25 protein-coding genes are annotated in these 26,411 nt (G+C 58.3%); 20 read left to right on the plus strand and 5 right to left on the minus strand.

Features of this window, described 5'->3' with window-relative positions:
- Positions 1–12: 12 nt before the first annotated feature.
- Positions 13–1,506 carry a glycerol kinase GlpK gene (gene glpK / locus FE795_RS05770; protein WP_131071433.1) on the minus strand — a complete coding sequence of 498 codons (1,494 nt, stop codon included), beginning with the start codon at positions 1,504–1,506 and terminating at the stop codon, positions 13–15.
- Between the two features lie 185 nt (positions 1,507–1,691).
- Here glpK and FE795_RS05775 point away from each other — a divergent pair, with 185 nt between their 5' ends.
- Positions 1,692–3,290 (plus strand): glycerol-3-phosphate dehydrogenase/oxidase, encoded by a 1,599-nt coding sequence (locus FE795_RS05775; protein ID WP_131071434.1) that lies wholly within the window; start codon positions 1,692–1,694, stop codon positions 3,288–3,290.
- A gap of 99 nt (positions 3,291–3,389) precedes the next feature.
- On the opposite strand, the gene FE795_RS05780 is transcribed toward FE795_RS05775, so the two are convergent.
- Positions 3,390–3,887, minus strand: coding sequence for a C40 family peptidase (locus FE795_RS05780; protein WP_003804718.1), 498 nt, complete (start codon positions 3,885–3,887; stop codon positions 3,390–3,392).
- 438 nt (positions 3,888–4,325) lie between these two features.
- Here FE795_RS05780 and flhD point away from each other — a divergent pair, with 438 nt between their 5' ends.
- The 14 genes from flhD (at position 4,326) to flhF (ending at position 20,809) form a co-directional block, all read left to right on the plus strand.
- Complete coding sequence (gene flhD, locus FE795_RS05785; protein WP_003804716.1) at positions 4,326–4,652, plus strand: flagellar transcriptional regulator FlhD; 327 nt, start codon at positions 4,326–4,328, stop codon at positions 4,650–4,652.
- A 30-nt stretch (positions 4,653–4,682) separates the two neighbouring features.
- Positions 4,683–5,333 (plus strand): flagellar transcriptional regulator FlhC, encoded by a 651-nt coding sequence (gene flhC, locus FE795_RS05790; protein WP_003804715.1) that lies wholly within the window; start codon positions 4,683–4,685, stop codon positions 5,331–5,333.
- Positions 5,334–5,524: 191 nt separating this feature from the next.
- Positions 5,525–6,400, plus strand: coding sequence for a flagellar motor stator protein MotA (motA, locus tag FE795_RS05795; protein ID WP_003804713.1), 876 nt, complete (start codon positions 5,525–5,527; stop codon positions 6,398–6,400).
- A 12-nt stretch (positions 6,401–6,412) separates the two neighbouring features.
- Positions 6,413–7,351, plus strand: a complete 939-nt coding sequence (motB, locus tag FE795_RS05800; protein ID WP_003804712.1) for a flagellar motor protein MotB — start codon at positions 6,413–6,415, stop codon at positions 7,349–7,351.
- An 87-nt stretch (positions 7,352–7,438) separates the two neighbouring features.
- Positions 7,439–9,541 carry a chemotaxis protein CheA gene (cheA, locus tag FE795_RS05805; RefSeq protein ID WP_219235854.1) on the plus strand — a complete coding sequence of 701 codons (2,103 nt, stop codon included), beginning with the start codon at positions 7,439–7,441 and terminating at the stop codon, positions 9,539–9,541.
- Positions 9,542–9,557: 16 nt separating this feature from the next.
- Complete coding sequence (locus FE795_RS05810) at positions 9,558–10,058, plus strand: chemotaxis protein CheW (RefSeq protein ID WP_003804708.1); 501 nt, start codon at positions 9,558–9,560, stop codon at positions 10,056–10,058.
- A 126-nt stretch (positions 10,059–10,184) separates the two neighbouring features.
- Complete coding sequence (locus FE795_RS05815; protein WP_131071435.1) at positions 10,185–11,921, plus strand: methyl-accepting chemotaxis protein; 1,737 nt, start codon at positions 10,185–10,187, stop codon at positions 11,919–11,921.
- 4 nt (positions 11,922–11,925) lie between these two features.
- Positions 11,926–12,768: a CheR family methyltransferase gene (locus FE795_RS05820; protein WP_230406275.1), complete on the plus strand. Its 843-nt coding sequence runs from the start codon at positions 11,926–11,928 to the stop codon at positions 12,766–12,768.
- A gap of 64 nt (positions 12,769–12,832) precedes the next feature.
- On the plus strand, positions 12,833–13,891 hold the full coding sequence (locus FE795_RS05825) for a protein-glutamate methylesterase/protein-glutamine glutaminase (RefSeq protein ID WP_003804702.1): 1,059 nt from the start codon (positions 12,833–12,835) through the stop codon (positions 13,889–13,891).
- A 44-nt stretch (positions 13,892–13,935) separates the two neighbouring features.
- Positions 13,936–14,325 carry a chemotaxis response regulator CheY gene (gene cheY, locus FE795_RS05830; RefSeq protein WP_003804700.1) on the plus strand — a complete coding sequence of 130 codons (390 nt, stop codon included), beginning with the start codon at positions 13,936–13,938 and terminating at the stop codon, positions 14,323–14,325.
- A 13-nt stretch (positions 14,326–14,338) separates the two neighbouring features.
- Entirely contained in the window at positions 14,339–14,980 is a 642-nt protein-coding gene (gene cheZ, locus FE795_RS05835; RefSeq protein WP_003804698.1) for a protein phosphatase CheZ, read from the plus strand.
- Between the two features lie 215 nt (positions 14,981–15,195).
- Positions 15,196–16,347 (plus strand): flagellar biosynthesis protein FlhB, encoded by a 1,152-nt coding sequence (gene flhB / locus FE795_RS05840; protein WP_003804696.1) that lies wholly within the window; start codon positions 15,196–15,198, stop codon positions 16,345–16,347.
- Positions 16,348–16,352: 5 nt separating this feature from the next.
- A complete protein-coding gene (flhA, locus tag FE795_RS05845) occupies positions 16,353–18,464 on the plus strand; it encodes a flagellar biosynthesis protein FlhA (RefSeq protein WP_003804694.1) in 2,112 nt (703 codons plus the stop codon).
- Positions 18,461–20,809 carry a flagellar biosynthesis protein FlhF gene (flhF, locus tag FE795_RS05850; protein ID WP_131071436.1) on the plus strand — a complete coding sequence of 783 codons (2,349 nt, stop codon included), beginning with the start codon at positions 18,461–18,463 and terminating at the stop codon, positions 20,807–20,809. Before flhA ends, flhF begins: the two co-directional genes overlap by 4 nt.
- Before the next feature lie 248 nt (positions 20,810–21,057).
- On the opposite strand, the gene FE795_RS05855 is transcribed toward flhF, so the two are convergent.
- The 3 genes from FE795_RS05855 to flgA form a co-directional block, all read right to left on the minus strand.
- Positions 21,058–21,507 (minus strand): flagella synthesis protein FlgN, encoded by a 450-nt coding sequence (locus tag FE795_RS05855; RefSeq protein ID WP_003804691.1) that lies wholly within the window; start codon positions 21,505–21,507, stop codon positions 21,058–21,060.
- A 16-nt stretch (positions 21,508–21,523) separates the two neighbouring features.
- Positions 21,524–21,811, minus strand: coding sequence for a flagellar biosynthesis anti-sigma factor FlgM (gene flgM, locus FE795_RS05860; protein WP_003804690.1), 288 nt, complete (start codon positions 21,809–21,811; stop codon positions 21,524–21,526).
- An 84-nt stretch (positions 21,812–21,895) separates the two neighbouring features.
- Positions 21,896–22,600: a flagellar basal body P-ring formation chaperone FlgA gene (flgA, locus tag FE795_RS05865; RefSeq protein ID WP_039943991.1), complete on the minus strand. Its 705-nt coding sequence runs from the start codon at positions 22,598–22,600 to the stop codon at positions 21,896–21,898.
- A 174-nt stretch (positions 22,601–22,774) separates the two neighbouring features.
- On the opposite strand from flgA, the gene flgB reads away from it, so the two are divergent.
- From flgB to flgF, 5 genes are read left to right on the plus strand one after another with little or no spacing between them, the layout of a single operon-like run.
- Positions 22,775–23,191 (plus strand): flagellar basal body rod protein FlgB, encoded by a 417-nt coding sequence (flgB, locus tag FE795_RS05870; RefSeq protein ID WP_003804685.1) that lies wholly within the window; start codon positions 22,775–22,777, stop codon positions 23,189–23,191.
- Positions 23,192–23,203: 12 nt separating this feature from the next.
- Complete coding sequence (flgC, locus tag FE795_RS05875) at positions 23,204–23,608, plus strand: flagellar basal body rod protein FlgC (RefSeq protein WP_003804683.1); 405 nt, start codon at positions 23,204–23,206, stop codon at positions 23,606–23,608.
- Positions 23,609–23,631: 23 nt separating this feature from the next.
- Positions 23,632–24,324, plus strand: a complete 693-nt coding sequence (locus tag FE795_RS05880) for a flagellar hook capping FlgD N-terminal domain-containing protein (protein WP_219235856.1) — start codon at positions 23,632–23,634, stop codon at positions 24,322–24,324.
- Between the two features lie 54 nt (positions 24,325–24,378).
- Entirely contained in the window at positions 24,379–25,611 is a 1,233-nt protein-coding gene (flgE, locus tag FE795_RS05885; RefSeq protein WP_003804679.1) for a flagellar hook protein FlgE, read from the plus strand.
- A gap of 8 nt (positions 25,612–25,619) precedes the next feature.
- On the plus strand, positions 25,620–26,369 hold the full coding sequence (gene flgF / locus FE795_RS05890; RefSeq protein ID WP_131071437.1) for a flagellar basal-body rod protein FlgF: 750 nt from the start codon (positions 25,620–25,622) through the stop codon (positions 26,367–26,369).
- Positions 26,370–26,411 lie beyond the last annotated feature (42 nt).

The following is a 26,411-nucleotide window of genomic DNA, read 5'->3' on the forward strand; positions in this document are numbered from 1 at the left end:
AAAACAGCAGGTTCAATAAGTGCGGGCCTGACGCACGGCGTGCTCCCAACTGAGCATCAGGTTTTGCGCTTCATCGCGCGACATGGTCGGTTCAAAGATCCGGTCACACTGCCACAGCGATGCGATATCGGCTGGACCAGCGTACAGCCCGCTGCCCAGGCCCGCCAGGTAAGCGGCGCCCAAGGCCGTGGTTTCAATAGTAACGGGGCGCACGACGGGCAGACCTAACAAGTCTGCCTGAAATTGCATCAGAAGATTATTCGCGCACGCGCCGCCATCTACGCGCAGCTCGTGCAGGGCCGGGCCGCCATTGGCTTGGACGTCACGATTCATGGCCTGCAATACCGCAGCGCTTTGATAGGCGATGCTGTCCAGGGCCGCGCGTGCAATGTGTGCCATGGTCGAGGCTCGTGTCAAACCGGTTATGGTCCCACGCGCCTGCGCATCCCAATAAGGCGCTCCCAGGCCGGTAAAGGCAGGCACCAGTCGCACACCCTGGGCATCGGGAACGCTGCGCGCCAGCGCTTCCACCTGAGCGCTGTGCTCCAGAGCACCCAGACCGTCGCGTAGCCACTGGACAACCGCGCCGCCGATGAACACGCTGCCTTCCAGCGCATAGGCGGGTGCGTCTTCATACTGGGCCGCGCTGGTGGCGATCAGCCCGTTCCGGGAATGGGGCACTTGCGAGCCACAGTGCATCAACAAAAAGCAGCCTGTTCCATAGGTGTTCTTCGCCATGCCTGGTGTGGTGCAGGCCTGGCCGAACAGGGCGCTTTGTTGGTCGCCCGCCACACCGCAGATAGGAATGGGGCTGCCCAGGACATCCGGGCTGCAGCGGGCAAACTCCGAGGCGGAGCGCTGGACCTGGGGCAGGACGCTGGCAGGAATGTTGAACAGCTCCAGCAGCTCCTGATCCCACTGATGACGATGAATGTTGTAGAGCAGCGTGCGTGAGGCGTTGCTGACATCGGTGGCATGCACCTTGCCGCCGCTCAAGTGCCAGATCAGCCAGCTGTCGATGGTTCCAAAGGCCAGTTCGCCACGCTGTGCCCGTTCTCGGGCGCCGGGCACGGTGTCCAGCAGCCAGCGCAGTTTGGAAGCGGAAAAATAGGCATCAATCGGCAGGCCAGTTTTTCCGGTAATGCGGGCCTCGTGCCCTTGCTCGCGCAACTGGGCGCAGAAGTCCTCGGCGCGCCTGTCTTGCCAGACGATGGCCTTGTGCAGGGCCTGTCCGGTTTGCCGGTCCCATAGCACGGTGGTTTCACGCTGATTGGTAATGCCGATGGCGTGAATGTCCTGGGGGCGTAGACCTGCCTGCTCGATTGCTTGTCGGGCGGTCCGAAACTGAGTGTCCAGAATTTCCTGGGGGTCGTGTTCCACCCAGTCTGTGCGCGGATAGTATTGTTGAGTTTCCTGCTGCGCCTTGGCCAGAATGCGGCCATCTGCCGCTACAACAAGGCTGCGCGAGCTGGAGGTTCCCTGATCGAGAGCAAGTAGGAATGTCATGCGAATGAGGCGGTAAAAGCGGAGCAGTCCACAGTGTACTGGCTCTGTGTGCTACTCGGGGGGTGAGCACAGGAGGCGTACAAGTTTCACTGGACGGTAAAAGATCAGGGGCTAAAATCAGGGTAAATCCCGAGCCAGTCAGTGTTTTTTCGGGTGTCTGCTAATTTCAGGTCCAACTTTTATTTATGACTACATTAAGTTCCCCCTTATTGACCGATAGAGCCCAGATGCTGGGTGCCCTGGCGCGCACCACGCAGGTGGATATGGTCGTGATAGGGGGTGGCGCGACAGGACTGGGCGTGGCCCTGGATGCCGCCCTGCGCGGTTTGAGTGTGGTGGTGCTGGAAGCCTGGGATTTTGCCAAGGGCACGTCTTCGCGGGCCACCAAGCTGGTACACGGTGGGGTGCGTTATCTGGCCCAGGGCAATGTCAGTCTGGTGCGGGAGGCCTTGCGCGAACGCATGCATTTGCTGAGCAATGCGCCGCATCTGGCACAGCGCCTGCCTTTTGTCATGCCCAGCTACAAGTGCTGGGAAACCCCATTCTATGGGGTGGGCTTGATGGCATACGACGGTTTGGCGGGACGCGAGGGATTGGGGCATACCCAGTTTCTGAGTGCATCCAAAATCCGGCAGCTTTTGCCCGGAGCCCGGCAAAGTGGCTTGAAAGGGGGTGTCAAATATTGGGATGGTCAGTTTGACGATGCCCGTCTGGCCTTGGCGCTGGCTCGTACGGCAGCCTTAAGGGGGGCTTTGCTGATTAATTATTGCCCGGTGGTGGAGGTGATGCACCGGGAGGGCAAGGTCTCTGGCGTGCGTTGCCAGGACAAGGAAAGCGGTCAGATTTATGAGATCCAGAGCTCTTGTGTCGTCAATGCCACTGGAGTGTGGGTCGACCAGATTCGGCAGCTGGATGCGCAGGAAGCTGGGCGCGAACTGCGGCCCATGGTCTCACCTAGTCAGGGCGTACACCTGGTCGTCGACCAGGAATTCTTGCCGGGTGAGCATGCATTGCTGGTGCCACGCACCCAGGATGGGCGGGTCTTGTTTGCTGTGCCCTGGCTGGGCAAACTGATTCTGGGCACAACCGATACGCCTCGAGACGATATCCCGTTGGAGCCGCGTCCTTTGGCTCAGGAAGTGGATTTTATTTTGAAGGAATCCGCGAACTATCTGCAAAAAGCGCCCACCGTACAGGATGTCCGCAGTATCTGGGTGGGGCTACGACCCTTGGTGCGTCCGGCTGCTGAGTCGGCCGCGGGACAGACGCAGTCCATCAGCCGCGAACATAGTATTACGGTGAGCGCCAATGGCCTGTTGACAGTGACGGGGGGGAAGTGGACAACCTACCGGGCCATGGCTGAAGACGTGCTGGAACGCTGTCAGCAGTCCGGCCTGCTGGGGCCCTTGCCGGCCTGTCGAACGCAGGACCAGCGTCTGGTGGGCGCTTCCTATGTGGGGGATCGGCGCGTTTTGGGCCGTACGCCCGGCTTGGATGCCTATGGCAGCGAGGCCGATTGGGTGCAGACGCTGCCGGGAGCCGATCAGGAGCTGGCTCCTGGTTTGAGCGTCGCCATGGTGCGCTTTGCCTGTCGCTTTGAATATGCCCGGACGGTTGAGGATGTGCTGGCCCGTCGTTCGCGTCTTTTGTTTCTGGACGCACGTCTGGCGCAGTCGATCGCCCCGGCGGTGGCGGCGATTATGCTGGAAGAAACAGGGCGTTCGCCGGAATTGGATGCCTTTTTGCAGTTGGCCGAGCAATACGCCACGGTGCCCACGTCATAAGCGCCTGTTCTGCTGCTGACAGGCCTTTGCCTGAGAGAACGTCAATGAAAAAAGAGCCTTGCTGACCAAGGCTCTTTTTTATGCCGGCTTGCCGGGGCATCAATCAAAAAAGGTGCGGGCGGTTTCAAAGCGTTTGGCGAAATAGGGATTATCAAGCGAATCAATCCGTACCCGCCCCCCACTGGAGGGGGCGTTGATGAACTGTTGCTTGCCGATATAAATGCCTACATGTGAGTTGGGTGTGCCCAGCGTGTTGAAAAACACCAGATCACCGGGGCGCAGTTGTGCCCGGCTGACGCGACGGGCAACGCTGGCCTGATCGCGGGTGCGGCGCGGAATGGGGGAGCTCGATTCCTGGCTAAAGACATAGTGCACCAGTCCGCTGCAATCAAAACCGGTGGAGGGTTCACGGCCTCCGTAACGGTAGGGCGTCTCCAGCAGGGTCAGCGCCGACAGGACGACGGCCGAGCGACGCTGATTATCCAGGCTGATGGATTGCCCCGTAGGGAGACGGGACGAGGGGCTATGGGCGCATGCCGCCAGCACCAAACTCAGGCATAAGGCGAACAGACGTTGCGTAAAAGCAGCAGGAACCATGGGCTGTTACAAAACGGATGAGCGCGCAGCGGGCAGGGGGGGGTACTCGCAGATTATCCGATATTTCGTCGCTTTTTAGGCCAAGCCTGAGAGGGATCGTCGAAATATGCATTAATTAATGACCAATATCTGCAACAAAACATATTTTTGATACAAGCGTTTTGATTTTTGTCATGTTACATCTAGTTTATATCTACAACATTAAGTGAGCATCTGATAATATTCTGCTGTGCCTTGATGCATTTATTGCATATATACGACGTTTTTTATGTTTTAAGAGCATTTATAGACAGTGTGTGTCAGAAGCGTCGATAATGTAAAAAATATATTCACGCAATAGATTGCCAGGCATGATACATATTTATGTAACTTTATATGTTTTAAATGTGTTTTGTTACAAGAAACTAGCTGATTAACAGATTTACAAGGATGGCTGACATGCCCGTATCGGAAAATTCGCTGCTGAATGATATTCAGGAAGTCAATTTGTCGTACTTGTTACTCGCGCAGCGTCTGCTGCGGGAGAATTTTTCGGCAGGTATGTTCCGTTTGGGCTTCGACACCGATGTGGCAGAGACTTTGTTGCGTCTGTCACCGGCCCAACTGGTCAAGCTGGCCAGCTCCAGCTCGTTGATTTGCGGCTTTCGCTTCAACGACTACGACCTGCTCACCACGTTGACGCAGAATGTGCTGGGAGGGGTATTGCAGCAGGCTCACTCCACCATTCTCCTGTCCCAGCGGGCGACGGCAGAACAGGCTGGCTGAGCCAGTCCCGAACTTATTACATCAAGAACTATGGCTATAAAAAGCGTCGCCAAAGAGGCCCAGGAAATTGGGCTTGCTTCCGACATGATTGAGCTGGGGGCGCGCTTGCAGGTTCTGCAAGCAGAAACATCGTTAAGTTACGACCGGCTGGCCCGTTTGTACCGCGAAGTCAAAGGCTGCTCGCCGCCTAAAGGCATGCTGCCTTTTTCGGTTGACTGGTTCATGACCTGGCTGCCCAATATTCATTCCAGTCTGTTCTACAGCATTTACCAGTTCATGGCCTTGCATACGCCTTGCGACAAAAGCCGTGCGCTGGTCGAGGCGTATCGCCTGTATCTGGAGCAGTCTTCGGCAGGTCGTCTGGATGTGGGGCCAGATGAAGAACCGGTGCTGAGCTTCACCCGCGCCTGGATGCTGTTGCGCTTTTTTGATAGTGGCCTGTTGCAGTTGTCCCAATGCGAGCGCTGCAAGGGGGGGTTTGTGGCCCATGCGCACGATCCCGAAGCCGGCTTTATTTGCGCTATTTGTCGCCCGCCTCCGCGAGCTGGCAAGACGCGTGCCAGCAAGGCGCGCAGCACAGCGAAATCGCCTGCCGGCAAAAGTCGAAAATCCGACTCGACCAGAGAGCCGCAAGCCGGGGTCTCGGGGCACGTCGCCGTTCAGGCAGACGTGCCCGTTTAGCAATAGCTTTTGTCGTCAGTATGCAGCAAAGCCGGATGGATGCTGGTTTTTGATGTGGATCTGATACCAATCTGAATGTGTCAAGGCAACCGGAAGCGTTGATCTAGGCTGGAAAAAGGCCGTTAACGTGTCGTTTTAGCCCGGTTGCTTGCCGCCATCATTAGCAGCGTGTATTTGAAGAAGGCGTATCCGTGCTTATTATCCTTGGATATATCATTGTTTTCGTCTCCGTTTTCGGGAGCTTTGTAGGGCTGGGCGGGCATTTGGGTGCGCTCTACCAGCCTTTTGAATTACTGCTGATTGGTGGCGCGGCCCTGGGGGCCTATTTTGCGTCCAACAGTGGCAAGTCCATCAAGCTGCTGGCCAAAGCCTTGCCGATTGCCTTTCGCAGCAGCCCCTACAACAAGCAGTTGTACATGCAGTTGATGGGCATGCTGTCCGTACTGCTGAACAAGGCTCGTCGCGATGGCATGATGTCCATCGAGGCCGATATCGAAAACCCTGAACAAAGTCCCATCTTCGCCGATTACCCCAATGTGGTGAAAGATCCGGCCTTGATGAACTTTGTGTCCGATTACTTGCGTTTGATGATCAGCGGCAATATGAGCTCGTTTGAGATCGAAACCCTGATGGATCAGGATATTGAAACCCACCAGCACGAGCGCAATGTGCCCGCGCGCGCCTTGCGAGAGGTCTCCGATGCCTTGCCCGCCTTCGGGATTGTGGCGGCAGTGCTTGGCGTGGTGAAAGCCCTGGCATCGGTGGATCAGCCGCCTGCTGTGTTGGCCGATCTGATCTCCAAGGCTATGGTCGGGACGTTTCTGGGTATTTTGCTCGCTTATGGTTTTGTGGCTCCTTTGGCCGCGACCATCGAACGCCGCACTTCGGATTCGGTCAAGGTGCTTGAATGCATCAAGGTGACCTTGCTGGCCAACCTGAACGGCTACCCTCCCCAGTTGGCGGTGGAGTTTGGTCGCAAGGTGCTGTTTTCCTCCGATCGCCCTTCGTTCCAGGAACTGGAAGAGCATGTCCGTCAGGCCCGTTCGGGTGGCGGTCGCAAAGCCTAAGCGGATGCGTTCATGAGCAATCACAAGGATCGCGTGGTCATCCGTCGCAAGAAGATGGCCCATGCCGAACACCATGGCGGCAGCTGGAAAATTGCCTATGCCGACTTCATGACGGCGATGATGGCCTTTTTCCTGGTGATGTGGATTCTTTCGCTGGTTCCCAAGCAGGACTTGAAGGAAATCGCCGATTATTTTCGCATGCCCTTGATGGATGCGATCTCCGGCGGTTATCAGGCCGACTATTCACGCAGTGTGATTCCAGGCGGTCAGCCCAGTCTGGTTCCCAACCCCCATTCTGGAGTCAACTCCAGCCAGGCGGCAGACGACCGTCAGGATGTCGAGCGTCTGGAAGATTTGAAGTCCGCTCTGGAGGAGTTGATCCGCATCGATCCGGTCTTGAGCGAGTTTCGTCCGCAATTGCTGCTGGACATGACTCAGGACGGTTTGCGCATTCAGATCATTGACCGCCAAAGCCGCCCCATGTTTTCCACAGGCAGTGCGCATGTGCAGATCTATATGCGGGCGATTTTGCGCTCGCTTAGCGCCCCGCTCAACGAAATGCCCAACCGCATTCTGATTTCCGGTCATACCGATTCGCTGCCTTACGCCAGTGGCGAGCGCCTCTACAGCAACTGGGAACTGTCCGCTGATCGGGCCAATGCGGCTCGCCAGGAGCTGGTGGCCGGCGGTCTGGCCGAGGCCAAGGTCAAGCAGGTGCTGGGTTTGGCCGATACTGTCAGCCTGGTTAAAGATAACCCCGCCGCAGCCGTAAATCGGCGTATCAGCCTGCTCGTGCTCAATAGCCGGGCGGAACGACGCATGGACGAGCAGGCGGCAAGTGGTTCGCAAGAGTTTGATTTGCGCGAAGCCATGCAGGAGACCGACGGGCCAATCAGTATTCATATTCCCGGTTTGCCTGCCATGCCTTCTGCTTTGCCGGTAGTGCCTTAGGACCTGTTTTCAGGCCCGGATGGCCCACGGGTTTGGGCTGTGCTTTTTGTTTTGTTGTTCTAAGCCATAACCAAGAAGGAAGTGTTCATGAGCTCCGGCGTGGATCTGAGTCAGTTTTACGAAACCTTTTTCGATGAAGCCGATGAGTTGCTGGCGGACATGGAGCGCTTGCTGCTGGAGCTGGATCTGGATGAGCCAGATCGTGACCAGCTCAATGCCATCTTTCGGGCCGCGCACTCCATCAAGGGTGGGGCGGGCACGTTTGGCTGTTTCGGTCAGTTGGCTGAGACGACTCATTTACTCGAAAATCTGCTCGATCTGGTCCGTAATGGCGAGATGCAATTGCGCAAGGACATGATTGACCTCTTTCTGGAAACCAAGGACGTGCTAACCGGACAAGTCAATGCCTACCGCGAGGAACAGGAGCCTGACGAGGAAGCCTACACTCGCATCTGCGCGCAGTTAAGGCAACTGGCCCTGGAACAAAAGGGCATTCTGGCAACGGACACGAAAGGCGCAGAAGCGATTTTGCAAGCTGAAGCCGAAGCAGAGCCCGAGCCGGAACCGGCCGCCAATACGGAAGGCTTGCCGCTGTGGGTGTCCATGGGGCCGGTCTCGGATAAGGATGCCGAGGCCTTGCAACAGGAAATGGAGTTGATGGGCACCATCGTCCATCAAACTCGCGAAGGTGATCGCCTGGATATCTGGGTGGAAACCACGGGTTCGGCTGACGATATCCTGGCCGTGTGCTGCTTCATTCTGAATGCCGATCAGGTGTCGGTAAAACCGGCCGCCGCGCCTGGGCAAGCGGTGACGTCTGCGTCCACTGCGGCACCCGCCGTGGCTCCCGCGGCTGCGGTGGTTGTCGAGCCTGCTGCCCCCGCTGTCGCGTCGGCCGCTCCGGCGCCCGCAGCGGCTCCGGTTGCCGCTGAGCCTGAGAAAACGGCAACGACGGTTCCTGCTGCTCCCAAAGCGGCCGACAAACCCGCCAAGGCGGCAGCACCCAAGGAGTCCGGCACCATTCGTGTGGGCGTGGAGAAGGTTGACCAGATCATCAATCTGGTTGGCGAACTGGTCATCACGCAAGCCATGTTGGTGCAGACGGCCTCTACGCTGGACCCGGTGGTGCACGACCGCTTGCTCAACGGCATCGAGCAGCTCGAGCGCAATGCGCGTGATCTGCAAGAGTCGGTCATGTCCATTCGCATGATGCCCATGGACTATGTGTTCAGCCGCTTTCCGCGCGTGGTGCGTGAAAGTGCTGCACGCATGAACAAGAAGATTCGTCTGGTCACCAAGGGGCAGGCCACCGAGCTGGACAAGAGCCTGATCGAACGCATTATCGACCCGCTGACTCACCTGGTGCGCAATAGTATCGACCACGGCATTGAAATGCCCGAGGATCGGCTGGCAGCGGGCAAGGAAGAAGAGGGCGTGCTGACCTTGTCAGCCCAGCATCAGGGTGGCCACATCATTATTGAAGTGGTGGATGATGGTGCCGGCCTGAACCGCGAACGTATTCTGAAGAAAGCCATGTCCTCGGGCCTGCCGGTAACCGAGAGCATGCCGGACGACGAAGTCTGGCAACTGATCTTTGCCCCCGGTTTTTCCACCGCCGACAAGGTTACGGAAATTTCCGGGCGTGGCGTAGGCATGGACGTGGTGCGACGCAATATTCAAAGCATGGGTGGCCATGTGCAGCTGTACTCGCGTGCGGGCAAGGGAACGACCACCCGTATTGTTCTGCCGCTGACGCTGGCGATTCTGGACGGCATGTCGGTACAGGTGGGCAATGAAGTGTTCATCCTGCCGCTGGCTCATGTAACCGAATCCATGCAGCCTACTGAAGAGCAGTTGCGCCGCGTAACCGATACCGATCACGTCATGTTTGTGCGTGGCGAGTATCTGCCCCTGATTTCCTTGCGTGACATCTTCTCGGTTGAGGGGGCCGAGACCGATGTGACGCGCGCGATTGCCGTTATCTTGCAGGCTGAAGACATGCGCTTTGCCTTGCTGGTCGATCACCTGATCGGGCAGCATCAAGTCGTGGTCAAGAACCTGGAAGCCAACTATAGAAAAATTCCGGGTATTTCCGCTGCCACCATTTTGGGCGATGGCAGCGTAGCCCTGATTGTTGATGTTTTTGCCTTGCAACGTCTGGCGCGGGACCCCGCCTCGACGTGGGCCTGATTATTCGGAGATCTTTATGTCCAACGACTTTACTTCCCACTCCGAAGCTGCCGAGGCTGGCGGCAAGGAGTATCTGGTATTTACTCTGGGCGACCAGGAATACGGCATCGATATTCTGAAAGTTCAGGAAATACGCGGCTACGACTCTCAGACCGTAACGCGTATTGCCAACGTGCCCAACTTCATCAAGGGTGTCACCAATCTGCGCGGTGTGATTGTGCCTATCGCCGACTTGCGGGTGCGCTTTAACATGGAGCGGGTGGAGTACGACCACCAGACCGTGGTGGTGATTCTGAATCTGCACGACCGCGTAGCAGGTGTGGTGGTGGATGGGGTCTCGGACGTGCTGGTTTTGCAGTCGTCCCAGATCAGTGCCGCCCCCAGCTTTGGCACAGCTTTCTCGACCGAGTACCTGACCGGGATCGGCACGCTGGGTGAACGCATGCTGATTTTGGTGGATATTGAAAAACTCATGACCAGCGAAGAGATGGCACTGGTCGATAGCGCGGTGGCCTGATCACCCGAGTCTGCAAAGACTTGCAAAGCGGGGCCTGTTGAGCAGGTCCTTCAAGGATTGTTCGGGTCGGGGGAGGCGTCACAAGCGCCTCTGATGTTCTGATCTACTCTAGACAAGGTGCTTGCGATGCTGGATGGATTACGTTTGGCCAATCTGAAGGTGCGGACCAGTCTGATTCTGGTACTGGTGTTTTTTCTGGCAATGCTGGTGGCGGGCGCGGCTTTGGGGATTTTGTCCCTGCGTGCCAATAACGGTGCGCTGCAAAGCATCGTGGTCAACCAGCGGGTAGGCTCGGCCATGTATCAGGCGATCGAGCACTACAAAGAGACCCAAACCCTGATTGGACGAGCGGCCATCAGCTATGTGGTCAGCAACGATCTGCAAAACCAGGACCTGATGGCCGAGTGGAGCGATGCGGCGCCTGAAACCTCAGCGATCAGTTCGGCAACCCGCGATGCGCTGGAGGCGACGCGCAAGCAGTTCGAGCGTGCCCAGGAAGCGTTTTTTGAGTATCAGGGCGTGGCCACGCAGCTGGAAGGCACCAATGACTATTATCAGCGTGTAGATGCGGCATTCATGTCGCTGATGCAAGGCGGGGTGCTGCCTTTGATTGCCTATCTGGAGCAGGGCGATATTGCAGGTTTTCGCAGTTATGTCGCCACGACCACCAAGTTCCTGGAAGAAGATCTGTACAGCGCCTTGAACTCCTTGCAAGAGGCTCAGCAGCGCTCGATTGATACCCAGTACCAGAAAGAGAACGAGCAATACAACCTGGTAATCCGTCTGGTCGGACTGGCCATGGTGCTGTGTCTGTTTATTTCCCTGGCGGTGTATGTGTTCTTGAATCGCATGGTGCTGCGTCCCCTGCGTCAGGCTGGAGAACATTTTGACCGGATTGCCAGTGGTGACCTGACCCAGCGTGTAGAGGTCAAGTCCACCAATGAGATCGGCGTGCTCTACGATGCGGTCCGCCGTATGCAAAACAGCCTGCAGTCGATGGTGCAGACCGTGCGCCAGGGGGTGGAGGAGATTACCTTTGGCTCACATGAGATTTATGTGGGCAATACGGATCTGAGCAGTCGCACGGAAGAGCAGGCTGCCTCCTTGCAGGAGACGGCGGCCAGCATGGAGCAATTGGCCAGTACGGTTCGCCAGAACTCCGATAATGCCCAGCAGGCCGACAAGGTTGCCAAGAACGCATCGGAAGTGGCGCTGCGTGGCGGTCAGGCGGTCTCTACCGTGGTGCAGACCATGGAGGATCTGTCTGCCAGTTCGGGGCAGATCGCGCAGATTGTGAACGTGATTGACGGCATTGCTTTCCAGACCAATATCCTAGCCTTGAACGCTGCCGTGGAAGCAGCGCGCGCTGGCGAGCAGGGCAAGGGTTTTGCCGTGGTGGCCGGGGAAGTGCGTAGCTTGGCGCAGCGCAGTGCGCAGGCCGCCCGCGAGATCAAGGGTTTGATCGAGCAGTCGCTGGCCAAGGTCAAGGAAGGGACCCGCCAGGTGGACGAGGCGGGCAAGGTGGTGATGGAAGTGGTCAGTTCGGTACAGAGCGTGACCACCATCATGGCAGAAATTTCTTCCGCCTCGAACGAGCAGTCCGAGGGGATTGAGCAGGTAAACCGGGCGGTTGCACAAATGGATGTGGTTGTGCAGCAAAATGCGGCTCTGGTGGAGCAGGCGAGCGCAGCGGCCGGGTCTTTGCAGGATCAGGCCACCCGTCTGTCCGATGCGGTGTCGGCGTTCAAGGTGAGCGCGCACGACATTATTGATGATCCGTTTGAGTCGTCCGGACCGGAGCGTTCGCGTTCCACCGAGCGTCTGTCGACGGGGCCTTTTAGCGGGACCTTGGCCAGCCTGTAGCGATATGAGCACATCTGTGGAACCTTTTGTTTATACATTGCCCTCGATCCCGCAAGCCTCGAGGGCCGACTGTGAGCGAGCCGCGCGCTTGCTCAAGTCGTATGCGGGCATCATCTTAGGTACCCACAAAGAAGACATGGTGGCCCGCACGTTGGGCATGCGCAGCCAAGGTGCGGGGTTGCGGGAAGTGCGTCAGTACCTGGACGTTCTGGAGCAGGACACGCACAGCCAGGAATGGCAGGATTTTGTTAACGCTTTCACCATCAATCACACTGCGTTTTTTCGCGAGCAGCATCACTTCGATATTCTGGGCAAATTTGTCAGCACACGCGGCAAGCCGCTGGATATCTGGTGCAGTGCGGCCTCGACCGGCGAGGAGGCATATTCGATTGCCATGACTGTGCGCGAGCACTGCCCCTCGCCTGATGTCAACGTGTCCATCCTGGCCAGCGATATTGACTCGGCTGCCCTGGACAAGGCCCGGCAGGGGGTCTACACCCTGGAGCGCATCCAGCCTGTGCCCGATCTCTGGTTGCCCCGCTATTTTCAGCGCGGCGTGGGCGCGCGCAAAGGGCTGGCACGGGTTAAGCCCGTGTTGCGCAACATGGTGGAGTTCGAGGAGTTCAACCTGGTGGGGCCAACCTGGCCCTCGTCCAGTCGTTTTGATGTGATCTTCTGTCGAAACACCATGATTTATTTTGATCGGGATGACCAGACGCGCATTCTGGAGCGATTTGCCGCCGTGACCAAACCGGGCGGCCTGCTGTTTGTCGGGCATTCGGAGAATTTCTCTTACCTGACCAAGGCATTTCGCCTGCTTGGTCAGACGGTATATGTCCGCAATTAGGGCCTGACCGCCTCTTGCCAAGCGCCAGGCTCTGTCGGCGCTTGAAATCGGGATTATGAGTAGCATGAAGAAAATTCGAGTTTTGTGTGTAGACGATTCCGCCCTGGTGCGCAGCCTGATGGTGGAAATTATCAACAGTCATGCGGATATGGAAGTGGTGGCGGTAGCCCCGGACCCGCTGGTGGCGCGCGAGCTGATCAAAGAACACAATCCAGATGTCCTGACGCTGGATGTGGAGATGCCTCGCATGGACGGCCTGGATTTTCTGGAGCGCCTGATGCGCTTGCGTCCGATGCCGGTCGTGATGGTCTCTTCGCTGACCGAGCGCAATTCGGATGTCACCTTGCGTGCACTGGAGCTGGGCGCCGTGGACTTTGTGACCAAGCCCAAGCTGGGCCTGCGCGATGGCCTGCTCGATTACTCGGACCTGATTGCCGACAAGATCCGTGCGGCCTCCATTGCCCGTCCGCGCCGTGCTGTTCCGGCCGTGCCAGGCGCGGCCCCGGCGCGCCGCCTGACGCATAATTTTTCAACGACTGAAAAACTGATCATGATTGGCGCCTCCACGGGTGGCACGGAAGCCATCCGCCAAGTGCTTGAGCCCTTGCCGGCCAATTGTCCGGCCATCATGATTACCCAACATATGCCTGCCGGTTTCACACGCTCGTTTGTGAACCGACTCGATGGCTTGTGCTCCATGCAGGTACATGAGGCTGAGGACGGTCAACGCGTGCTGCCCGGCCACGTGTATCTGGCGCCAGGCGGGGTCGCTCACATGAAGCTGGCCCGTTCAGGGGCCAATTATGTGGTCAAGCTGGTCGATAGCGAACCGGTCAATCGTCATCGGCCTTCAGTCGATGTCCTGTTTCACTCTGCCGCCGAGCTGGCCGGACGCAATGCCGTGGGGGTGATTCTGACCGGCATGGGCAAGGATGGCGCACAAGGCCTGCTGGCCATGAGACAGGCAGGAGCCTTGACCTTTGCCCAGGATGAGGCAACCAGTGTGGTCTTTGGCATGCCGCGTGAAGCCTTGCAAATTGGCGCAACGGATATCGCCTTGCCGTTGGGGCAGATCAGCGAACGAATTCTAGCCAGTGTGGGGGCCTTTGGGCACCGTGTATAAACGGGCCTGAACGCACTGGCATGCTACTCATTTGGAGAATGTAAATGGTACAAAAAAATATAAAGATTCTCGTCGTCGATGACTTTCCTACCATGCGCCGGATCATCAAGAACCTGCTCAAGGATCTGGGATACGAGAATGTGGATGAAGCTGAAGATGGCCAGATGGGCCTGGAGAAATTGCGTAATGGCAATTTTGAGTTTGTGGTCTCGGACTGGAACATGCCCAATCTGGACGGGCTGGAGATGCTCAAACAGATTCGCGCCGATGCGAACCTGGCTTCGTTGCCGGTGCTCATGGTGACGGCTGAAGCCAAGAAAGAAAACATTATTGCCGCCGCCCAGGCAGGGGCCAATGGCTATGTGGTCAAACCCTTTACCGCCGCAACGCTGGAAGAAAAGCTGAACAAGATCTTCGAGAAAATGGGCGGTTAATACGGAGTACGTCATGGACCCACAGCAAACACCGACTCATCCTGATTCCCAAAGCGTACCGGTTGATCTGGTCTACCGCATCGCCAATCTGACCCGCCTGCTGCGGGAAAGCATGCGCGAACTGGGTCTGGATCAAGCCATCAAAGATGCCGCGCACGCGATTCCGGATGCCCGCGATCGTCTGCACTATGTGGCTCGCATGACCGAGCAAGCCGCCAACCGGGTGCTCAATGCTGCCGAGCAGGTGCGTCCTTTGCAAGAGTCTTTGCAAGCCGACGCCCAGGCGCTCGATGTGGAATGGGAGCAATGGTTTGAGCAGCCCCTGGACCAGGATCAGGCCCGCGAGCTGGTCAAGCGCACGCGTGGCTTTTTGCGCGATGTGCCCGTCAAGGCCCAGCAGACCCAGGACAACCTGCTGGAGATCATCATGGCCCAGGATTTTCAGGATCTGACCGGGCAGGTGATCACGCGCATGCTGGGCGTGGTCGGCACCATTGAGACCGAGCTGGTCCAGGTGCTGGTCGACAATGTGCCCACGGAAAAACGCGAAGAAACTCAAAGCCTTATCAATGGTCCAGTGGTCTCGCCGGTGGCCTCGGAAGTGGTCACCAGCCAGGATCAGGTGGACGATTTGCTGGCCAATCTGGGCTTTTGAACCTGTCCCTTCGAGACGGCTTGTGTCGACATTAAAAAGGCGCTGCGCACTGCAGCGCCTTTTTGCTTGTGGGGAACAGCCTGCTTTTATCGGGCTTTCTCCGCGCTATCAGAGCGGCGGTGCTCTTTTAGAATGACCCCGCGACCTGTAGTGCGAGCGCGACATTTGTGCTGGGCGCCTGATTCATTCCTTCAATTCCTGCGTCTTGGCAGTCCATGGCAGAAGACAGCGATCTCGAAAAAACAGAACCGGCCTCGCCCCGGCGCCTGGAAAAGGCGCGGGAAGAAGGGCAGGTGGCCCGTTCCAGAGAGCTGACCACGTTTTTGATGCTGCTGGCCGGCATTGGTGGAATCTGGGTCGGGGCTGCGTATCTGTATGAAACCTTCGGCGGTATCGTGCGGCGCAGCGTCTGGTTCGATCCCCGTGTCGCCCATGACCCCAATGCCATGGTGGTCCAGGCGGCGGGGCTGGCTGGCGAAGCACTCAAGGGGCTGGCGCCCTTGTTTGCACTGCTGGTGCTTGTCGCGATACTGGCCTCCATTGCACTGGGTGGGATGAGTTTTAGCGGCAAGGCGCTGCAACCCAAGTTCGAACGCATGAATCCGGCCAAGGGCATCAAGCGCATGTTTTCCATGCAAACGGTGATTGAACTGATCAAGACCCTGGCCAAAGCGGGTCTGGTCGGCTCCGTGGCGGTCTATGTCATCTGGACCGAGCGCGAGCAGATGACAGCACTGATGTATGTGCATCCCACAGCGGCCATCGCCACGGGAATGACCTTGATCATCAAGTGTTGCGCCCTGATTGCCGCCAGCCTGCTGGTGATTGTGTTGATTGACGCGCCCTGGCAGCTGTGGAGCTTTTATAAGAAGCTGCGCATGTCGCGTCAGGACGTAAAGGAAGAACATAAGGAAAGTGAGGGCGATCCGCATGTCAAAGGGCGCATCCGGCAGCAGCAGCGGTCCATGGCGCGTTCGCGCATGATGTCCCAGGTGCCGGGCGCCGATGTGGTGGTCACCAACCCCACGCATTATGCGGTCGCGCTGAAGTACCAGGATGGCAAAGGTGGCGCGCCACGCGTGGTGGCCAAAGGAACGGGCCTGATCGCCGCCAAGATTCGCGGGCTGGCGGCAGAGCATAAGGTGGCGATGCTGGAAGCACCCGCGCTGGCGCGAGCCTTGTATTTCAATGTTGAGCTGGAGCGTGAGATTCCTGTGGACCTGTACTCGGCGGTGGCCGAGGTGCTGGCCTGGGTCTATCAGCTTCGTAACTGGAACAAGGGGCAGGGCGAACGTCCGATCATGCCCACCCGACTGAACGTGCCCACGGGCATGGATGAAGGTCCACTGCGTTCGCGCAAACATTAAAAGCAATGAACAATTTTTTTGCCTTACTGAAACAAAACGGGGGACAACACGCCCGGCTTCTCGCCGGCCCGGTGCTGATTCTCATGGTGATGGCCATGATGATTCTGCCCTTGCCGCCGTTTCTGCTGGACCTGCTGTTTACCTTTAATATCGCCCTGGCCGTCATGATTTTGCTGGTGGCCATGTTCACCAAAAAGCCCTTGGATTTTGCGGCTTTTCCGGCGGTGCTGCTGTTTGCCACCTTGTTGCGTCTGGCCCTGAACGTGGCCTCCACGCGGGTGGTGCTGATGAACGGTCATAAAGGACCGGATGCGGCGGGGCAGGTGATTGAGGCCTTTGGTCACTTTCTGGTCGGCGGCAATTTTGCCGTGGGTCTGATCGTGTTCGTGATTCTGGTCATCATCAACTTTGTGGTGATTACCAAGGGTGCGGGCCGTATTGCCGAAGTGGGAGCCCGCTTTACCCTGGATGCCCTGCCGGGCAAGCAAATGGCCATTGATGCGGATCTGAATGCCGGTCTGATTGGCGAGGAAGATGCGCGACGTCGCCGGGCGGAAGTCTCGCAGGAGGCCGAGTTCTACGGTTCCATGGATGGTGCCAGCAAGTTTGTGCGCGGTGATGCGGTGGCCGGTCTGCTGATCATGGTCATCAACGTCATCGGCGGACTGGTTATCGGCGTGCTGCAGCACGGCCTGTCTTTCTCGGAAGCCGGCCATGTGTATACCTTGCTCACCATTGGTGACGGGCTGGTCGCGCAGATTCCCGCCCTGATTATCTCCACGGCGGCCGGGGTCGTGGTCTCGCGGGTGGCCACTGATGAGGATGTGGGCCAGCAGATGGTCAACCAGCTTTTCCGCAATCCCATGGTGCTGTATATCACTGCCGGGATTCTGGGCTTGATGGGTTTGATTCCCGGCATGCCCAATCTGGTGTTTCTGTTGTTGGCGGCCATTCTGGGAGCGGGGGCCTGGCTGATGCAGAAACATCAGGCAGAACAGGCACAGCAGACCAGTGAACCCAATGATGAGGTCTTGGCGGCAGCCGATTCAGCGGCCAGCGAAGCCAGCTGGAATGATGTGTCCATGGTCGACCCCTTGGGGCTGGAAGTGGGCTATCGCCTGATCTCGCTGGTGGACCACGCTCAAAACGGTGAGTTGCTGCACCGTATCCGCAGTTTGCGTAAGAAGTTTGCGCAGGAAGTGGGCTTTTTGCCGCCCGTCGTTCATATCCGGGACAACCTTGAACTCAAGCCCAATGATTACCGCATTTTGTTGGCCGGTGTGGAGATCGGGCGCGGTACCGCCACGCCGGGCCAGTGGCTGGCCATCGATCCTGGCGGTGTCACCATGAAGCTGCCGGGCACCCCGACCAGCGATCCGGCCTTTGGTCTGCCCGCTGTGTGGGTTGACGTGAGTATGCGTGAACAGGCCCAGATTGCGGGCTATACCGTGGTCGATGCCAGCACGGTGATTGCCACGCACATCAATCATTTACTGCATCGCCACGGGGCTGAATTGCTGGGCCGTCAGGAAGTGCAGCAACTGCTCGACCATGTGGGGCGCGAGGCTCCCAAGCTGGTCGAGGATTTTGTGCCCCAGACCCTGTCTCTTAGCCTTTTGCTCAAGGTCTTGCGAGGTCTGCTGGCGGAAGATGTGCCGATTCGCGATATGCGCAGCATTGTGGAGACCTTGGCCGAACATGCGCCGCGCATTCTGGCTCCCGGTGCCGTCCAGCCCGGGCAAGAGGCAGGCGAGCTTCTGGCCGTTTTGCGGGTGGCGCTGGGCCGGGCCATCGTACAACAGTGGTTCCCCGGCGAGGGCGAACTGCGCGTGATTGGCTTGGATGCGCGTCTGGAGCGTGTCATGACGCAGGCCTTGACCAGCAGCGGCGCTCTGGAGCCCGGTCTGGCCGAGTCGGTGCTGACCGATACCATGCGGGCCGCCCAGTTCCAGGAAGAGCATGGCGACCCACCCGTGCTGGTTGTGCCGCCCATTTTGCGGGCGACCCTGTCTCGTTTCCTGCGTCACCACATTCCCCAGTTGGGTGTCTTGTCTAACGCTGAAATTCCTGAAGAACGCATTCTTCGGGTCACCACCATTATTGGTCAGTCTGAATGAATATAAGTCGCTTTTTTGGCAGTACCAGTCGTGAGGCCATGCGTCAGGTGCGCCTTGCTTTAGGCCCGGATGCATTGATTGTGTCCAACCGTCGAGTCAATGGCGGGGTGGAAATTCTGGCCACGGATTCCAGCTCGGTTCCCGGTGCTACGGCCGAGCGTGCGCCCATGCCCACGGGCACAGCGCATCAGGCAGCGGGCATACGTCAGCAGGACATGGCTGCGCCACCGGCTGCCGACAATGTGATGGGGGCAATCGGTGCGTTGCGCGGTGCCTTGGAAGGCCGGATGGATGATCTGGTCTGGAGCCATCAGATGCGCCGCTCTCCGGTTGCGGTCAATCTGTTCCAGAGCCTGTTGTCGCAGGGTTTTAGCACCGCGTTATTGCGTGCGCTGCTCAAGCGCCTGCCGCCCGAGCTGGGCGCGCGTGCTGCCTTGCAGTGGGTGCGTACCGAACTGGAAACCCATTTGCCCGTGTTGCGGGCTGAGGATTCCCTGTGGCAGCCGGGGCTGGCCCTGGCGCTGGTCGGTCCTACGGGGGTGGGCAAGACCACCACGCTGGCAAAGCTGGCGGCCCGCGCCGTACGTCGTTTCGGCCCGGATAAAGTGGTTTTGCTGACCACGGACACCTATCGGATTGGTGCTCATGAACAATTAAAGATTTATGGCGACCTCATGCGAGTGGCCGTACATATTGTTCAGGATGTGGCGCAGTTGCGCAGCGTGATGCTGGGCGTGCGGCCCGATCAGGTGATCCTGATCGACAATATGGGGATCAGCCAGCGGGATCGCTATGTGCGCGAACAGGCCGCTTTGCTGGCAGGTGCCGGTCGCCGCGTACAGCGCCTGCTGGTGCTTAACGCCGCCAGCCAGGGGGATACCTTGGATGAGGTGGCCCGCAGCTATACCCAGGACGGCGGCACGCCGTTGAGCGGCTGCATCATCTCCAAAGTGGATGAGGCCATCAAGCTGGGTGCTCCCCTGGATACAGCCATTCGTTTCAAATTGCCAATCCATTATGTGTCCAACGGCCAGAAAGTGCCCGAGGACTTGCGCTTTATGAGTGCGGGTGAACTGGTCGATTCTGCCTTGCAGGTTCGCGAGAGTCAGCGCCCTCTGTATGCGGCCAGCTCTGGCGACCTGGCCGCCTTGCTGGAAAGTGGCGGGCAGTCCGCTCAGGAACATCAGGCCGAGGAAGAGCGCCGGGCGCGTGTCTTGCCGCGTCTTTTGTCTGCTGCCTCGGCGGGTGGCCCCGTCGGCCTGGAGCAGGCACGGCGTGCCGCCGCTGATCTGGACGAGCGATTGGCCTGCGCCGAAGCTTATGACTTTTGGCGTGACTTGCACGCCCCTCATGCTGCTGTGCAGGATGGGGCGGCTGCACAACGAGCCGAAGGCTTGATGCGCGCCGCGTGTCAGGAAGTGAGCGAAGGCGATGTGTCTCGTTTGCTGGTGATCCACGCAGATCATCAGCCTGCAGGCAGTCAGGAGCAGTGTTCGTTCAGTTTCCTGTTCAGCCCCAAAGGTCAGGCTCTCAGCGTTCCCTACTATCAGCGTCAGACACCGTCACAGTGGTCGGATGTACGTGGGGTGCGCAGCATGGAACGGCCCAGTCCCACACAAGCGCTTAACCAGGCCATGCAGGTTTTGAACACCCAGGCCCAGCCGGTGAATCTGCTGCATATTTTTGAAGGCGGATCGCCCACCATGTGGCGTCAGTGGGCCGACATGCCTGCAGACTGGCTGGCGCTGATCCCCGGCGCGACCTCCCTGTGGCACAAGGACGGTAAAACCACGCCGAATGCCCTGAGCAAACAGTTGGCCTTTCATGCCATTCCCGATCTGGCTGCTCGCCTGCACCTTGAAACACTGGGCCGGGTCAGGCTCAGTGAAATCGCGCTGTGGTATGCCGTTGAGCCGGTGCAGTTGCGCCAGCGTCAGGGCGAGCCTGTTCATCTGGATCTGATTGTGCTGCGTACCGTACGTCGGCATGATGGCAAGGTGTTGAAGACCCGTTTTGCGTTCATGCATCAACATGCAGGTGCCGAGCCGATCGCTCCGGCCAGTCTGGCCTGCTACATGATGCTGCGTAGCGAAGTGCAGGAAATGGCACGCTTGTTCAACACCGTGCGCGGCATTTTGCCAGCCAGCCACTCTGAGTTTGAAGAAGAACTTCATCTGCTGGCAGCCGCCCAGTTAACGCTGGCCTGCTGGGACTTGCTGCAGGCCCCCGACAATCGTGGTGTGCGGCAACTGAGTGCCCGCCTGCTGGGCAAACCGGGCCTGAAGTCCAGTCAGTCGGTCGATGCGCTGGTGAAGATGCTGGTGTTGAAAGAAGCGATGAGTTAAGCCCAGCCGTCCAGCCCTGTGTAAAAGCCTGCCAAACGGCAGGCTTTTTTTGTCCAGCGTCGTCGCAGATGGCCGGGCGCTCAGTGAGATGCGTTGTGCTGATGCTCGGGCAGCTCGTTGCGCCGCCAGAGCGCATGATGCATGAGCAGTTCCTGCCTTGTGCAGGAAGCGCCGGCACACCGTAGCTTGTCTTGGGTGGAGGTGGAGTTTGCCCTGACCGGACGTTCGCAGGCTGTCAGGGCGAGGTGTCAGACTTTCAGACTTAAAGAGGACTGCGTATTTTGCGTCTTGCCCGACGCATCGTAGAACGTATTGCGGCCCGTGAAGGCTTCTAGCGCATCCAGATTTTGCTGGGTGTCGGCCAGAAAAGTATCAACCAAAATGCGATTGTTGTCGCTGGCGTTGCGCACTTTTTGGCTCAGCTCGATCAGTTGCTCCAGCTCGTGTTCCAGCTCATCCTGTTCGGCAGCGTAGCGCAGGCCCTGATTGCTGTTTTCCAGTCCGCGTGCTTGCAGCAGTTGGGCGCGGGTCTGCTCCAGTTGCTCAATGCGTTCGAGCACCTGGTACTTGCTCAGGGTGATCTGGGCCAGTTCCTGAGGCTCAAAGCGACGCAGCAGCAAGGTATTTTCTTCGACCAGCAACTGCTCGAAATCCAGCAGGGCTTGGTGTTGATCGGCAAGGCAGGTTTGCAAAGGCATGGCCGTTTGGGGTGAGTTACTTGAGAAGATCGCGCACGGAGGCGATCAGGGAGTCGGCAATCCGGCTGGTGTCAATTTTGAGCTCGCCGGCGGCAATAGCCTGGCGCAAGGCCTCGACTTTTTTCATGTCCACATCGGCGCTGCTGTCTTGCAGCGAATTGAGCTGGCGGGCTGCGGCGCTGAAATCCACTTCGTTGGTGCTGGTGCTGTTGTATGCCTGGCGTGCACGACTGGGAGCCGTGCTGCGTTCTGCGGCAGAGGTTTCAGCAAGAGGTGTCTTGAGGGAGGAGGGGCTGATCTTCACGTTTTTCTCCGTGCGGCCTGTTCTTTGCGTTGATCTTGTAACGGCGCTCTGGACGCAAACTTTAGCATGCTCATCGGATTTCGTTCAGAGAATGACCTGGACCGTGGAGGCATCCAGGACAGTGGCCGAAATGATTTGCCCTGAACTGGCCTTGATCTGAATTTGGGTGCCCGGTGCTCCGCTTTGCAGAGCCTGACCCTCTCCACTGGCGACAAAGCCCATGCCGCGTGCAATGGTGCGAACCATTTGGCCGCGTGTTACCGATTGTGGATCGCGCAGCGCCGAGGCTCGTATCGCATTGCCCAACGGGATGCGCTGGCTGGCGACATAGCCGATGATCCGCTCCGGATCAATGACCACGCCATTGGCCAGCGCCAGCAAGTCCCCCTCGCGCTCGACCAGATCATCTTGCTGAATGGTCTCGCCTGGGTTGATACGCCGGCTGCTCACGTAATAGCTGCCCTGGATCGATAGCGTAGCGCCTATCGACGTGCTCCAGCTGTGCGGGCTCAGGCAGCGCACGCCCACGCTCATGCGCGAGCGCAGGCGTTGGCCGCTGGGCAGGAAGATCTGGTTTTGGGCGCAGGCCGGCATAGTGTCAAGGCGCGAGGTATCCAGCGTGATCGTGGCGACACCAGGATACATCTGCGCCTGTTTATGTAAAAACTCCTGCGCCTGCTCCTGCATGGCTTGCACACTGAGTACGTTGGCCGGCTCCTGGGCGCGCGCAGTGACGCTCGCCCCCAGGGCGAACAGACATACGCAAAGCAGGAGTCTATACAAGGTCATGGCTGAATTTTACGGGCTCAGTCGCTGGGTCAAGAGCTGAACTGGCCGATAAATTGCGTTTTGTTCCCGGGTTTGTGATGCCGTGCCTCTGGCTACCATTCTGTCATGTCGGTGAAAAGGCGTGCGCGCGTTCACTGTATTTTGAACTTGAACACAGAATATTGGCTTGACTCCATGATTGATCGCATCGGTGAGCACCTGAAGTTTTACCAGACGGCACTGGCTGTGCGCCAACAGCGCCAAGAGGTTCTGGCCTCCAATATTGCCAACGCCGACACGCCCAACTACAAGGCACGGGATATGGACTTTACGGCCACCCTGAAAGCTGCTTTAGGGGGGCAGGGCCAGATGGCATTGCCCAATACCAGCCTGTCCCTGACATCGGTCCGTCACATACCCGCCCAGGCCAGCCGTCCGCCCAGCACGGACGAGCTGCTCTACCGCGTCCCCGTACAACCATCTTTGGATGGCAATACGGTTGAGATGGACGTCGAGCGCATGCAGTTTGCCGATAACACCTTGCACTATCAAAGCACCATCAACCTGGCGTCCCAGCGTTTGAAAGGCTTGATGGCAGCCTTGCAACAGTAATAGCGAGTCTTCATGTCCAGTTTCAGTATTTTCCAGATTGCCGGCTCTGCCCTGACAGCGCAGTCCCAACGCATGAACGTGTCGGCCAGCAACCTGGCTAACGCCGACAGCGTGGTCGGGCCCGATGGTCAGCCATACAAGGCTCGCCAGGTCGTGTTTCAGATGACTCCGCAGGGCAACAGTCCTGTCGGTGGCGTGCAGGTGCTGGGGGTGCAGGAAAGCAATGCGCCGGGTCGATTGCAGTACGACCCCGGCAATCCCTATGCCGATGCCCAAGGTTATGTGACCTTGCCCAATGTGGATGTGGTGGCCGAGACCGTCAATATGCTGGCCGCGTCGCGCTCCTATCAGGCCAATGTAGAGGTGGTGAACACCTCCAAAAACCTGATGTTGCGCACCCTGACCATTGGCCAGTAAACCGGTTTACGCAAAGAGAGAGCATGAGCACAGTCACCAACGATCGCAGTGCCCTGGATCCCACCGCCGGGGCGATGGCCGGGATGGATGCCCGTAACAAAAGCGCCATGGCCGAAACGGAAGACCGTTTCCTGACCATGCTGATTACACAGCTGCGCAATCAGGACCCACTTAACCCCATGGACAATGCCCAGGTCACCAGCCAGATGGCACAAATGTCCACGGTGGCCGGGATTCAGCAATTGAACAATACCTTGCTGGCCGTGGCCGGACAGATGGATGTCAGCCAGTCCATGCAGGCTGCCAACCTGATTGGCAAGCAGGTGCTGGTGCCAGGTGCGAAAGTGTCCCTGGGCACGAGTCCGGACGGCGAGAAAGTTGCCATGCCTTTTGGGATTGACCTGGTCAGTGGCAGCAGTACCACCTTGGTGCATATCAAAGACAGCAGTGGCAAGGTGGTGCGCGAGTACGAGCTGGGGCCCAAAGAGGCCGGGGTGTATTCGCTGAGCTGGGATGGCCTGGACAACCAGGGCTCCCCGCTGGCCGACGGTTCCTACACCGTCAGTGTGTTGGCCAGCAATGATGGCACGGCTGTGACAGCCAGTCCATTGACGCACGGCAAGGTCGATAGTGTGGCTTATACCTCCAGCGGCCTGATGCTGGATCTGGGTCTGGCAGGTTCATTCTCCCTGCTGGATATACGCAAAATTATGTAAGCGTTGCTGGCCTCTTGAGCGCGCTGGGCCAACACGACATTAAAAGGAAATTTCATGAGCTTCGGACAAGGATTGAGCGGCCTGAACGCCGCCTCCCAGAACCTGGATTCTATCGGTAACAATATCGCCAACTCGGGAACGGTTGGCTATAAAGCGTCGAGTGTGCAGTTCGCGGACGTTTACGCGAACTCGCGCGTCGGTCTGGGCGTGCAAGTATCGCGCGTCAGCCAGCGCTTTTCGGTGGGTAACATCAGCTCCTCGGGCAATATGTTTGACATGGCCATTGACGGGGCCAATGGCCTGTTCCGTCTGGAGCAAAGCAACGGTGCCGTGCTGTTTTCGCGCAATGGCCAGTTCTATCCCGACAAGGCAGGCTATTTGGTGAATGCCCAGGGCCACTACCTGACCGGCTATGGCGTGGGCAGCAGCCAGCTTGAGCGCTTGCAGGTGCCATCGGCAAACGTGCCGCCCAAAGCCACGACGTCCCTGGATTTCAAGCCCAACCTGCCCGGTGGTGCCGAAGCAATTCCAGCCCAGGATGCCAATGGCAATCCCATCAATATCTTTGACCCCAAAGACAGCACCACTTACAGCGAATCGTTTAGCTACTCCGTTTACGACTCTCTGGGCAACAGTCACGAAATCTCTCAATACTTTGTCAAGCGGCCTGCCAATGCGGGCGGTGAAAGTGTATGGGACGTGTACTACATGGAAGGCAGCACGCCTTTGTCGCCCGCCAAAGCGACACTGACTTTTAACGGTGCCGGGGTGCTGACCAGCCCGACCCCTGCAACGGTCAACCTGACCTTGGCCAACCCCGGCGGCAATGCCTCCCCGGCCGACGACCTGGTCTTTGATGTGCGCTATACCGGCACGACCCAGTTCGGTGGCGAGTTTGCCAAAGGCAAGCCTTACCAGGATGGCTACGCCACCGGTGAATACGCTGGCATGAACATCGACAAGGACGGCACCATGGTGGCGTCCTACACCAACGGCGTCACTCAACGTCTGGGTTCGCTGGTTCTGGCCGACTTTAGCAACTTGCAAGGCCTTAGCCCCGTGGGCGGCAACGCCTGGGCAGAGACCGGCGCGTCGGGTCAACCCATTCTGGGCCGTCCTGGCGAGAACGGGCTGGCCACGATCAAGGGTCAGGCCGTGGAAGACTCCAATGTGGACATGGGTCAGGAACTGGTCAATATGATCATTGCCCAGCGCACCTATCAGGCCAATGCCCAGACCATCAAGACACAGGATCAGGTTCTGCAAACCCTGGTCAACCTGCGTTAAGAGCTGTCATGGATCGCCTGATTTATACCGCCATGAATGGCGCTCAGCGCACGCTGGAGCAGCAAGACGTCATCACCAACAATCTGGCCAATGTGAACACGTCCGGTTTTCGCGAACAGCTCGCGTATTACCGCTCGGTGCCCGTTACTAGTGAGGACGGTGCGCAGACCCGTGTGGGCACCGCCACGGTGACGCCGGGCAGTCGTTTTCAACCGGGCACAATGGCCGAAACCGGTAATGCACTGGATGTGGCGATTGCAGGTCAGGGCTGGTTTGCCGTTCGTGCGCTCGATGGCCAGGAGGCCTATACCCGGGCAGGCGATCTGGTCGTCAATGCCCAGAACCAGTTGGTGACGCAGTCCGGTTTGCCCGTGCTGAGCGCCGACGGTCAGGCGATCGAGATTCCCGATCGGGGAACCGTCACTTTTTCCAGCGACGGTCAGTTGACTGCCCTGGGAGCTGGCGACAATCCGCGCGACATTCAGGTGATGGGGCAGTTGAAAATGGTCAACCCACCCGCCGCCGACCTGTTGCGGGGTCAGGATGGTTTGTTTCGTATGAGCAGCGGTGCACCGGCTCCCGCGGACCCGTCGGTGCGGATGGTGTCGGGCTTTATTGAAAAAAGCAACGTGAACCCGGCTGAAGCGATGGTGGCCATGATTGCCAATGCCCGTCGTTTTGAAACCCAGATGAAGGTCATCCAGGACGCCGGCGTACGCGAGGACCGGGCCAACTCTCTACTTTCATTTAATGGCTAAGCCTCGCGCATGACGCGAGCGCTAGCTTCAAGGATTACACAC

It is taken from the genome of Alcaligenes ammonioxydans (assembly GCF_019343455.1).
GTDB classification, from domain to species: Bacteria; Pseudomonadota; Gammaproteobacteria; order Burkholderiales; family Burkholderiaceae_B; genus Alcaligenes; species Alcaligenes ammonioxydans.